12 protein-coding genes are annotated in these 10,822 nt (G+C 70.8%); 3 read left to right on the forward strand and 9 right to left on the reverse strand.

The features are described from left to right. Positions 1 to 267: 267 nt before the first annotated feature. Together AC08OO_RS08285 and AC08OO_RS08290 are read right to left on the reverse strand one after the other, a co-directional pair. The gene (locus AC08OO_RS08285; protein WP_035731496.1) at positions 268 to 1,023 is read right to left on the reverse strand and encodes a tyrosine-protein phosphatase; all 756 of its coding nucleotides are present in this window, start codon (positions 1,021 to 1,023) and stop codon (positions 268 to 270) included. 84 nt (positions 1,024 to 1,107) lie between these two features. Further along, positions 1,108 to 1,902 carry a NeuD/PglB/VioB family sugar acetyltransferase gene (locus tag AC08OO_RS08290; protein WP_476611126.1) on the reverse strand — a complete coding sequence of 265 codons (795 nt, stop codon included), beginning with the start codon at positions 1,900 to 1,902 and terminating at the stop codon, positions 1,108 to 1,110. Between the two features lie 161 nt (positions 1,903 to 2,063). Here AC08OO_RS08290 and AC08OO_RS08295 point away from each other — a divergent pair, with 161 nt between their 5' ends. Further along, positions 2,064 to 3,122, forward strand: coding sequence for an NAD-dependent epimerase/dehydratase family protein (locus AC08OO_RS08295; RefSeq protein ID WP_476611127.1), 1,059 nt, complete (start codon positions 2,064 to 2,066; stop codon positions 3,120 to 3,122). A gap of 398 nt (positions 3,123 to 3,520) precedes the next feature. Here the strand turns inward: AC08OO_RS08295 and AC08OO_RS08300 are convergent, their stop codons facing one another. The 4 genes from AC08OO_RS08300 to AC08OO_RS08315 all read right to left on the reverse strand — a co-directional run bounded on the left by AC08OO_RS08300 (position 3,521) and on the right by AC08OO_RS08315 (position 5,448). Continuing rightward, on the reverse strand, positions 3,521 to 3,835 hold the full coding sequence (locus tag AC08OO_RS08300) for a hypothetical protein (protein WP_476606448.1): 315 nt from the start codon (positions 3,833 to 3,835) through the stop codon (positions 3,521 to 3,523). Between the two features lie 86 nt (positions 3,836 to 3,921). Beyond that, entirely contained in the window at positions 3,922 to 4,482 is a 561-nt protein-coding gene (locus AC08OO_RS08305) for a GNAT family N-acetyltransferase (protein WP_476611128.1), read from the reverse strand. Beyond that, the gene (locus AC08OO_RS08310; protein WP_476618390.1) at positions 4,479 to 5,036 is read right to left on the reverse strand and encodes a hypothetical protein; all 558 of its coding nucleotides are present in this window, start codon (positions 5,034 to 5,036) and stop codon (positions 4,479 to 4,481) included. The genes AC08OO_RS08305 and AC08OO_RS08310 overlap by 4 nt, the downstream gene beginning before the upstream one ends. Further along, positions 4,978 to 5,448 carry a hypothetical protein gene (locus tag AC08OO_RS08315; protein ID WP_476611130.1) on the reverse strand — a complete coding sequence of 157 codons (471 nt, stop codon included), beginning with the start codon at positions 5,446 to 5,448 and terminating at the stop codon, positions 4,978 to 4,980. The genes AC08OO_RS08310 and AC08OO_RS08315 overlap by 59 nt, the downstream gene beginning before the upstream one ends. 483 nt (positions 5,449 to 5,931) lie before the next feature. Here AC08OO_RS08315 and AC08OO_RS08320 point away from each other — a divergent pair, with 483 nt between their 5' ends. Then, positions 5,932 to 6,216, forward strand: a complete 285-nt coding sequence (locus AC08OO_RS08320; RefSeq protein ID WP_476611131.1) for a hypothetical protein — start codon at positions 5,932 to 5,934, stop codon at positions 6,214 to 6,216. Here the strand turns inward: AC08OO_RS08320 and AC08OO_RS08325 are convergent. From AC08OO_RS08325 to AC08OO_RS08335, 3 genes are all read right to left on the reverse strand, one after another. Continuing rightward, the gene (locus AC08OO_RS08325) at positions 6,213 to 6,347 is read right to left on the reverse strand and encodes a hypothetical protein (protein ID WP_476606452.1); all 135 of its coding nucleotides are present in this window, start codon (positions 6,345 to 6,347) and stop codon (positions 6,213 to 6,215) included. The two genes, AC08OO_RS08320 and AC08OO_RS08325, sit on opposite strands and share 4 nt — an antisense overlap. Further along, positions 6,344 to 6,652, reverse strand: a complete 309-nt coding sequence (locus tag AC08OO_RS08330) for a hypothetical protein (RefSeq protein ID WP_476606453.1) — start codon at positions 6,650 to 6,652, stop codon at positions 6,344 to 6,346. Before AC08OO_RS08330 ends, AC08OO_RS08325 begins: the two co-directional genes overlap by 4 nt. Before the next feature lie 151 nt (positions 6,653 to 6,803). Then, on the reverse strand, positions 6,804 to 8,804 hold the full coding sequence (locus tag AC08OO_RS08335) for a polysaccharide biosynthesis protein (protein WP_476611133.1): 2,001 nt from the start codon (positions 8,802 to 8,804) through the stop codon (positions 6,804 to 6,806). Positions 8,805 to 8,921: 117 nt separating this feature from the next. On the opposite strand from AC08OO_RS08335, the gene AC08OO_RS08340 reads away from it, so the two are divergent. Next, entirely contained in the window at positions 8,922 to 10,700 is a 1,779-nt protein-coding gene (locus AC08OO_RS08340; RefSeq protein ID WP_476618391.1) for a tyrosine-protein kinase domain-containing protein, read from the forward strand. Positions 10,701 to 10,822: the final 122 nt, after the last annotated feature.

A 10,822-nucleotide genomic window follows, 5' to 3' on the forward strand; every position in this document is an offset into this window, starting at 1 on the left:
GACGGTAAACGCCCGTGGAGCCGACCGTAAGACCCGCGCGAGCGGGCAGGTGGCTGCGAAGCGGGAACCGAGCGCGGCTTCGGCCGGTCAGACTCGGGGCGCCTCGCCGAGAGGTAAGGCGGCATGAGAGCGCCATTGGACGCTCACATGCAACGGTAGAACGTGCGGGCACCCCATTGATCATCCGCACAGTCCGTCCCCGGGATCGGGGATGTCCCGTTGCCCACGTCGTCATGCCACGTCCCGGGGGTCTTCGTCCACGCGAAGCTATCCAACCAGGGCCGTGCGCAGTGACCGCAGGTCGGTCTCGGTGAGACCGGCGTGCCGAGCCCAGGCCGCGGGACCGCCCCAACCGGCGTCGACACCGGCCAGGAAGCCCCGCATGACCTCGGGCCGGCAAGCCAGGTGGCCCGAGGTGAGCAAGGTCACCGAGTGGTTATAGGACGGTCGGTCGGCCAGGCGGGCGTTGACCCGGTCGATGCGCTCGTTCGTCTGGACGTAGTCGGCGACGATCGCCTCGGGGTGCACGCCGACGAGACTGAGGAGCAGGGCCGCGAGCACGCCGGTACGGTCCTTTCCCGCCGCGCAGTGGAACAGGGCCGGGCCCGCCGTCGGCTGGGCCAGCAGGCGCAGCGCCCTAGCCACCGAGTCCCCGGCCAGGCGCAGGTAGTCCAGGTAGTGCTCGATCCGGTCGGCTGAGTCGCGGTCCTTGACGATGGCAGGGTAGCGCGGATCGTCCGGCATCACCCATTCACCGGGGAGAAAGGACAGATTGTGGTAAGTGACCGGTTCGTAGGCGAGCGGCCCGCGGCCCTCCCGCTCCGCTTCCTCCTTGGCCCGTAGGTCGATGACCATGCGTAGCCCGAATGTCTCCCGCAGCGTGAGCACGTCACCGTCCGTCAGGGCCTGGACGGAGTCGGTGCGCAGGAATACCCCCCATCGGGTGGTTGCACCGTCCAGGGTGGGCAGCCCACCCAGATCTCGCGCGTTGTCGCAACCCGACATGTTGAACCATCGCTCCACACGCTGATCGTAGAGCCCGGGACGGTGCCGCCGGGCCCGTTGGACGCAGCTGGGTCAGGGGCGCAGCCGGGTCAGGGGTGCGGATCAGCCGCACGGTGGGGCGCCCCGCTGACTGGGCGGAGGTTTGGCGAGCCTCGCCGTCGTGCGTGCCCCACCCGACTCGGGTTGCGGCTGGTCGGGTTGCGGCTGCCCGGGTGCGACGTGCCCGGGTGCGACGTGCCCGGGCGCGACGTGGACCGGCCGGGCGGGCACCCCGGCGACGACCTGCGCGGCCCGGATGTCGTCGGTGACGACGGACCCAGCTCCCACAACCGCCCCGTCGCCGATGCTGCGCAGGCCGACGATGCTCGCCTGCGCGCCGATCCACGCCCGCGCGCCGACGGCCACCGCACCGGAGAGCCGGGCCCCCGGCGCGACCGTGACGTAGTCACCCAGGCGGCAGTCGTGCGCCACGCTGGCGCCGATGTTCACCACTACGTGCCGACCGGTTTCGACGTTGGTGGTGATGCTGGCGAGAGCACAGACGACGGTACCCGGCCCGAGCTTCACGTCACCTCCGACGCTGGCCCGGGGGTGGACGAGGGTCGCCGGTCGTCGGCCGCGGGCGCTGGCGTACCGGTCGACGCGGGACCGGGTGGCCGCGTCGGCGAAGCCGATCAGGTAGTCGGCGTCAAGTCGATCGAGTAGGTCGAGCCCACCGAGGAGAACGGCTCCGCGCCGGGCGAGTGGATCCGGGTCCACACGGTCGTCATCGACGAAGCCGAGGATGTCGTAGCGGGGCCCCTCGGTGGCCGCGTTGACCGCCTCCACCAGATCGAGCAGCTCCCGGCCGTGCCCTCCCGCGCCCACGATGACCAGCGAGCGCAGGTGAGCGGGCACGCGGCGACCGTAGCCCCCGATCTAGGCGAGTTCAATCTGACACTCAGAGTAGTTGGATGGGCCGTCCTGGCTGGCGTGGTGTCGCTCTTCGTGAAGAGATGGCCGATGTAGGCGACCGATCATACTACTATCTGTATCATCATGATCTCGAAGGGTGATGAATGGTGAAGGTAGTCGTGACGGGTGGGGCCGGCTTCATCGGGGCCCACCTGACCAGAGCGCTCCTCGCGGCAGGCACGGAGGTCGTCGTGATCGACGATCTCAGTACCGGGGCGCTGTCGAATCTCGCCGGGCTGCCTGCCGAGCTCGTCGTCGGCAGCGTGACCGACCGGACGCTGGTCGAACAGGCGTGCACCGGGGCGTCGAGCATCGTGCATCTGGCTGCCCGGCCGTCGGTCGAACGGTCGTTGCTCGACCCGATGGCCACCCACGCGGTGAACGCGACCGGCACCCTGACGGTGCTCGGCGTCGCCCACCGGGCCGAGACTCACGTCGTCGTCGTGTCCTCCTCATCGGTTTATGGCGATCGGTCGGCCGCTGGCGATCGGTCGGCCGCTGGTGGCGCGGGTCCGCTGCCGCCCTCGGCGGGCACCCCGTGCCTTCCGCGCAGTCCCTTCGCGGCCTCGAAGCTCGCCGCCGAGGGATATGCGCTGTCCTACCAGGCCAGTTTCGGTCTGCCGGTGCTTACGGTCAGGCTGTTCGACGTGTTCGGCCCCTACCAGTCCGCCGGGCACGCGTACGCGGCCGTGGTGCCGACCTTCATCGAGGCCGCGTTGGCCGGCCGGCCGCTGACGGTGCACGGGGACGGCCGGCAGACGCGCGATTTCATCCCTGTCGAGCTGGTCACCGGGATGCTGTGCGATGCGGTGTGCCGCCGGCTGACCCATCCACACCCGGTCGACATCGGGTCCGGGACCCGTACCGATCTGCTCACCCTGATCGCCCGGCTGGAGGGGATCCTCGGCCGGCGGCTGGTCGTCGAGCACGCCGCGCCCCGGCCCGGGGAGATCCGGGACTCCCAGGCGGACACGACGACGATGCGTTCGCTGTTCCCGGACGTGACCGGGGCGGCTCTCACCACCGCGTTGGCGGCAACCGTGACCTGGTACGCCGACCGACTGGGGGCGGACCGCGCCGGGCCGCCAGCCGCCAGCCGCCGGGCCGCCGGGCCGCCGGGCGCGACGCTGCCCGCGTCCGCCGTCCACGGTGACCGGGATTGAGCCTGGATGGCGGATCATCCGCCGGCATCCGACAAACTCTCGGCCGTCCAGGCACTCCCGCACCACCAAGCTGTCTTGGCCGTCCCTCGCGGGTGGCTGGGCCGTCGTTTGGCGTGCCCGGGGTCAGACTGGGCCCTGGCGCCGTTCTTCTGGCGTGGTCGGATCCTCCGGCGGCTCCGCACCAGGCCCGAACCCAGGCGCCCAGATTTTCCGCAGCGGCCTGCCGTGCGGGCACGTCCCCCGCTCGGGCACCCGCTCGACGCTGCCTGTGGCATGCAACTGGGCGCCACGGCGACGCCGGCACTTGTTGCAGGCCACCAGCGACAGCATCGGCACGACCGGCTCCGGCCCGGTCGGGCCGCAGTCGTCCGCCGGCCCCGGCTCAGGCGGATCGCTGGTCATTTTCTCTTGGTGATTCGGTTAGCCCCGCCGCACGTCGGGCACTTCTTCTCCTGCGTTCCCGAGTAGCCGCCGTCTTCGTCTGTCTCGACCCGTTCGGCGACCACGTTCCCGGTGCCGTTGCAGGTTGGGCAGTCCGCGGTCTCCACCGGCTCCAGGTCGGCATGCCCGGCCTTCGCGCCCCGCTTGTCGTAGTCCTTCTCGACGTCGGGGTTCCCCTTGGATCCGGCGGATCCGCCTTTGCCGCCGCGTTTGACGCTGTCACGGCCGGTGGAGGCTCCACCACTGGTCGACCCTCGCTTGTTCCACGCCATGGGTTTCTCTCCGTCTGCCGTCGACCATTCCCCGCATCAACGGTAGCGGCGGAACACTCAGCCTGGTACCAGGGCAGCCGGCTCCGTTACCGGCGGCAGAGAGGTCGGCCCTCGGCCAACGGCGTGCTCCGGGAGGCCCACTCGGCGCGGCTGATCGCGTAGACGGCGTGATCCTCTCTGTGGAGGAACTCGCTGCGGATGTACACCATCCCGAGACGTTCGGCGACTCGGACGGACGCGGTATTGGCCGGGAGGATGACGGAGACGACCTCGGCAAGGTCGGGTTGCGCGGCGAACGCCCAGGCGATCGCCGCCCGGCCGGCCTCAGCGGCGTACCCGCGGCCCCACCACGGCCGGCCGATGAACCAGACCGCTTCAACGCCTGGCCATCCCGGTTCGGCCCACAGCCCGGCGCGGCCGACAAGCTGCCCACTCGCCTTCTCTACGACTGACCAGGGGCCGACGCCGGCAAGTGCCCAGCAGCCGATGTTGCCGGCCATGGCATGCCAGATGCTGTCAGGGTCGGAACGGCCGCCGGTATGGCGGGTGAACTCGGGATCGGACCAGATCTTGGTGTAGCCGGCGACGTCGTCGTTGTGAATCGGTCGCAGGATGAGCCGGTCCGTCGTCAGCGTCGGGATGTTCACTGGACTCTCGTCCCCGCGGGCAGGGCACAGCACTCCTCGACGAACGCGGCGACCGTGGGAAGCGCCCGGTGAGCGGGCGTGAACTCGCCGACGCACTGCCGAAGTCGCGCTACGACAGTGTGGGTGGGTGCTACCGGCGAGGTCCCGAGGATGCCGAGCGCGATCCTCGCGGCCTCCTCCGGCTCGGCGCTGTGGCCAGTCAGGTGCAGGAGGGCTTCGGGCACTGCGGCGTGCTGGGACTCTTCAACGGTGTAGTCCCCGCCTCGCCGCCGATAGCCCTCCATCGCGATTGGCGCCCACTCACGAGCCATAGCGGCATCACCCATAGTGATCGCGATCCCGGAGCGGAACATGGCCACGGCGGCCGGGCCGACCGGCGTTTCCCCGGGCAGGGGCGCCATGGTGCACGCCGTGGCTTCCATGCTCAGGCGGCTTGAGAAGCCGCCGGCCTTAGCCGGCGGAGGAGTCATCCGGTCCAGCGCGTTTCGAGCGCCGTCATGGTCGCCGGTCTTCGCGAGAGTGCGCGCCTCGTAGGCAGCGATCCGTGCGTTCATGTACGGATCGGAGATGTGGGCGACAGCACGAAGGGCCTCCAAGGCTGGTCCGTACCGCTGCCGCCAGTAGGCGATGCTTGAGCGGAGCGCGGCGATGGACAGGAGTCAGTACCGGGTCGCCGACATCCTCGGCGTAGCGGGCCGCGAGTCCGGCGAACCGGCGGGCGGAGCGCCGGTCGTCGGCGTTGAACGCCAGCCGGCCGAGGAAGTAGGTGTACTGCCCGCCGAGCGTGGTGATCCGGTTTCGAGCCTCAGGGGCGACCGGCCCATCGAGGATGGTGGTGATCTGCCGCCAGCGGGCGCCGACCTCCGGCAGCAGCGAAGCGTGCGGTGCCGAGCCGTACATCCGGGCGATCTCGTCGGCGTCGGCTTCGAGTTCGTCGAGGGTCGCCGTGGTGACCGCAGCGTCCATCCGTGTCCGCGTTGATGCAGCCAGTGCTGACAGCGCGGCGAGCCAGAAGACTTGTCGTCTGTCCGTCGTGCCCTCCGTTCGGTCTCCCTCCACGGCTTCCAACCTGGCCTGCCAGGCGGCAAGCTCCCTGTCGGTCTGCCGGTGCTCATCGAGCGCCTGGCACAGGTCGGCAGACGGAAGCTCCCCGTTTTCCGCCTTGGATATTCGGGTGCGGTGGAACCCGATCTTCCGGCCGGCGGGCCGCCGAGATCCTCGACGTGATCGAGGGGTATCCCGAGTATGACCGGCTGAGGACGTCGACGCTGCGGTACCCGACGTGCTGGGCGACGTTCACCGGCTACCCGATCGTCGCCGAGTGGGACCTCGACGCCGACGGTCCCCGGCTGTTCGTCGAGGCGCTGCGGACCATGGCGCTCAAGGCTGCCGTGTACGAGCTCACCGGCAGCGAGGCCGCCGCCGAACTCGACGTGGCCGCCTCGGTCGATGAGTATGGTCCACGCGCTCACCGCTCAGTTCACGATCCTCTCGCGGGTCCAGGCCGGCACCGGGATCACCTTCGTTCACTCGACCGACAACGAGCGGTTCCGCTACGACCAGGACGGCTACACCGACCAGGCGTACCGGGCCGCGGGGTGGGGTGAGCCGCCGCGGCGGTATTGGATCGGCCAGGACGAGACCCGGCGTCGACTCGCCGTGCTGGACGGCCTGTACGAGTCGATCGGGATCTACCGCGGCGGCCGCTACCACACGATCACCTTCGGTCGTTAGCCGGCGGCGAGGGCCTGCCGTAGGGCGTCGACGACGACGTCCGGCGGGAACTTCGCGGACGCGGCGACCTCCGCCTCTCCCAGGGCGGAGGTCAGCCTGCCCGCGCCCGCGTGGCGGACCAGCGCCGTCATCCACCCGGCAAGGTCGGCCGGGTCGTCGGGGAGCTCGCCCGGATGCGGGCCCGGTTCCGGCGCGGCCGGCCACAGGTCACCCCCGCTTGCGTACCGGCCCGGGGGAATCCGATCTTCTCCGGGTGGACGCACACCGGCACCCCGGTCGCAGCGTCACGGCGGTAGCCGCTGGACGTGTCATAGGCGCTGCCCGGCCCGGGCCCGTCAGCGATATCGAACTGTCCCGGGCCGTGCACGTTCCCCGGGCACACCACGCAGATCAAGTTGTCGTCCCAGGGAGGGCCGATGTCGTCGCTGGACGTCACAGGCTCATCATCGTCAGCGGCTGATCGGGGTTCCGGTGCCAGCCCGACGCGCCGTACGGTCCTCAGCCGCCCCCGGCCGGCGGTGATCTGGCGACGGCTCAAGGCTGTGCCGGATGTGCGGTCGCCCGCCAGGACCCGACGATCCCAAACGTCACCGGGCCGGATGCGGTTGACGGTTGGACGCCGTGGGCTGGACGGGAATCCGCCCGGTCACGTCCGCGGCGGCCAGGGGTCCGCCTGCGGTCGCGCCCCCGTCCCCGGGTCGGTCCGCGCCGGCCGGGACCTCGTCCGCCGCGGCGTCCGCGCCGGCGAGGGCCGCGAGTTCGGCCAGCACCTCCTCCGGCGGGGCCCAGGGATCGAGGGCGAGGGCGTGGGTCGGGTCCAGGGCGGGCACGTCCACGTGCGAGATCAGCGGGTGGTGTGGTCGATGGTCGTCCTCGCCCGCACCGAGGAGCTCCTCATGGAGCTTCTCGCCGGGGCCGAGCCCGGTGTAGACGATCTCGATCGGCCGGTTCTCCCGAGCCACGAGCCGGGCGGCCACGTCCGCGATGCGCACCGGCTCGCCCATGTCGAGCACGAGGGCCTCGCCGGGTGATCCCAGCGCCCCGGCCTGCAGGACCAGTTGCACCGCCTCGTGGATGGTCATGAAGTACCGGGTGACCTCGGGGTGGGTGACGGTGATCGGCCCGCCGGCGGCCAGCTGGCCGGCGAAGACGGTCAGGACGGAGCCGTTGCTGCCCAGGACGTTGCCGAACCGGACGCTGACCAGCGTTCCGCGGGCCCGGCGGGCGAGGCACGCGGTGAGCCGCTCGGTGATCCGCTTCGAGTAGCCGAGGGCGCTCGTCGGGTTCGCCGCCTTGTCCGTGGAGATGTTGACCAGCCGGTCGACGCCGCAGGCCACGGCCGTCTCCAGGATCGTCAGAGTGCCCCAGACGTTGGTCTTCACCGACTCGCCGGGGAAGCGTTCGAGCAGCGGGAGGTGTTTGAGCGCGGCGGCGTGGAAGACGACCTCGGGCCTGCGCTCCGTGAACAGCGTGGTCATCAGGTCGATGTCGCGGATGTCGCCCAGCACGATGGCGTCGTCGTCGAGCATCGCCCGGCCGGAGATCGACAGCTGCACCGCGCGCAGTGCCGACTCGTCCCGGTCCAGCATGATCAGTTCGGCCGGTCCGTAGCCGGAGATCTGACGGCACAGCTCCGAACCGATCGATCCGCCCGCCCCCGTCACGAGTACCCGTCGGCCCGCGAGGTAGCTCGCGGCGGCGGACATGTCGGTGCGGATCTGCCGCCGGCCGAGGAGGTCGGCGAGGTCGAGGTCGCGGATGTCCCCGACGCCGACCCGCCCGTCGATCAGGTCCGCGACGCGGGGAAGCACCTTCACGGTCAGCCCGGCGCCCTCGGCGATTGCGCTGATCTCCCGCAGCAGTGGGCCGTCGGCGCTGGGGATCGCCACGAGCAGGGTCCTGGCCCCGGTCGACTCGGCGACGGCGCCGATCCGCTCCCGGCCACCACGTACCCGGACCCCGAGTAGCTGGAGGTTGTGCGTGCTCGGGTCGTCGTCGAGCAGCGCGACCGGGTAGTAAGGACTGTTCCGGGTGCGCAGCATGGCCGCCAGTACCCGTTCAGCCCCGTCACCGGCGCCGAACACGAGGAGCGGTTCGGCGTGCTCCCTGCTCGGCCGACGGAGGTGTTCCTCGGTCAGCCGCCAGAGGTAGCGGATGCCGAACATCACGACCAGGGCCACCGCGCCGCCCAGCGGCGGCACGCTCAGCGGGACGGGTCTCGGGGAGCCGAACGCGGCGATGACGACGACCACGCTGACGACCGTGAGCAGGACCGACACGAGCAGGCCGAGGACCTCCTCGAAGCCGCCGAAGCGGTAGCGCCCCAGGTAAAGGTGCAGGGCGGTGCCCAGGAAGTGGAGCACGCAGACGGCGAGCGTGCAGATGACCCAGAAGCCGAGATCGCTCAGCGCGCCGAGCGTGAAGTCCAGGCGGCCGATCTGGGCCGAGATGAGGCCCAGGACCAGCGCCGCACTGTCCAGAGTGATCTGCAGGCCGACCCGCTGACGGAGGTTGAGCCGGGAGACGCGCCGTGCGATGTGCGCTGTCCACCGACCATGACCCACTCCGTCTACTCTACGTCTCCACATGAGGCCATAGAGTAAGCGTGTCTAAGAGTAAAAGAATGACTACCCATCGAGTATGTTGAGTCGGTCTTCGATGACGGTGAGTGGTCGGGACCTGGGTCCCGGGAGGGTGGTCGACGGGTGGAGCTGCGCGACTACGTCCGTGTTCTGCGCCGAAGCTGGACGATCATGATCGCTGGCGTGGTCCTCGGCGGGCTGCTGGCCGCCATGGCGACCTGGCGAACGACGAAAGAGTACGCCGCCTCGGTGACGATGGTCGTCTCCTCGCCGGACAGGGGCGCCGGAGCCGCCTCGGCCTACCAGGGAGGCCTGCTCTCCCAGCAACGCGTCAAGTCCTATGCCGACCTGGTGGCCAGCGAGCGGGTGGCGACGGCCGTGATCGCACGCCTGCACCTGCACGCGACTCCGGAGGCCCTGCGGGCCCAGATCAGCGCGCACGCCGTCCCGGACACCGTGCTGCTCCAGGCCGTCGTGCGCGATTCCGACCCGAGACGAGCCATGATCATCGCAGATGCTGTCGGTGAGACGTTCTCCAGCACCATTGCGAAGATCGAGACGTCGTCGGCCGACGAACCACCCTCCGTGCGGGTGACTGTCTGGGAACACGCGAAGCTGCCCGTCTCGCCCGTCTCGCCCCAGCCGATCCGCAACCTCGCGCTCGGAGCGCTGCTCGGGCTGATCGTCGGCAGCGCCGCCGGGATCGTCCGATACCGCCTCGACACGAGCGTGTCCAGTGAGGACGACGCCCGTGAGACGACCGAGCTGCCCAACCTCGCCGTCATCGGCTACGACGGTGCCGCCGACCGGCATCCCCTCATCATCAATGCCAAGCCCCGCTCGGCCCGGGCGGAGGCGTTCCGCCAGCTGCGGACCAACCTGCAGTTCGTCGAGGTGGACACCGGACCTCGATCGATCCTGGTGAGCAGTGCGGTCTCCGGCGAGGGCAAGACCACCGTGGCCTGCAACCTCGCGATCACCCTGGCGCAGGGCGGTGCGCGGGTCTGCCTGATCGAGGGGGACCTGCGACGGCCGTCTTTCGGCGAGCACCTCGGGGTCGAGTCCGCCGCCGGGCTCACCTCGGTCCTCATCGGCGCCGCGGACCTCGACGACGTCCTGCAGCCCTGGGGGGAGGGCCGGGTCGGGGAGGGGCGCGTAGAGGTCCTCGCCAGCGGCCCCATCCCGCCGAATCCCAGCGAGCTGCTCGGCTCCAAGGGCATGGCCGGACTCATCAACCTGCTGTCCGCCCGCTTCGACATCATCCTGGTCGACGCCCCGCCCCTGCTACCGGTGACTGACGCGGCCGTGCTCGCCACCCGGGTCGAGGGGGTTCTGCTGGTGACGCGGGCCGGGCGGACCCGCCGCGAACACCTCCGGCGGGCCGTCGAGGCGCTGCGGGCGGTCGACGCCCGGATGATCGGCACCGTGCTGAACATGGTGCCGGTCAAGGGACCCGACACCTACGACTACGGCCCGCGCGACGGTTACGTGTCACGCGGCCGGCACGCCAGGACCTCCTCGCCCCGAACCCTGGAGATCCCGGCGCCCGATTCCGGGGTCCGGCCTGCCCGGCCGGTCACCTCGCCTCCGTCGCTGCCGTCACCGGCTCCTTCTTCCCCGGCTTCGGCCGTGACGCCGGTTCCCGCCGCCATGGCGCGTCTCGGGATAGCCGACGGTGGCGACGAGTCGAGCTCAGCGCGAGACCCGCTGCCCGACGGCGCCACGCCTGTCCCGAGCGCCACGCCTGTCCCGAGCGGCGGACCGTACGTCAGGGTGCCGGCGGCACGCGGATCGGCCGAGGAGATCATATCCGTCGGTGGAAGGACACCGCGCGGTACGGACCCGGCTGGCGGGACGACGCCGGATGACAACGGCGCGGCCCGGCCGCCGTCCTCCCCATGACGGATTCGCCACCGGGGGAAAGAACCGGGTCCGCTCCGGGCCTGGATCCGGTGGTCCTGGATCCGGTTCCGGACCTGGACCGGGTTCCGGACCTGCTCACGCGGGCGCCCGTGGGTGGGCGG

The sequence above is a fragment of the Frankia sp. CeCAU1 genome (genome assembly GCF_977971845.1).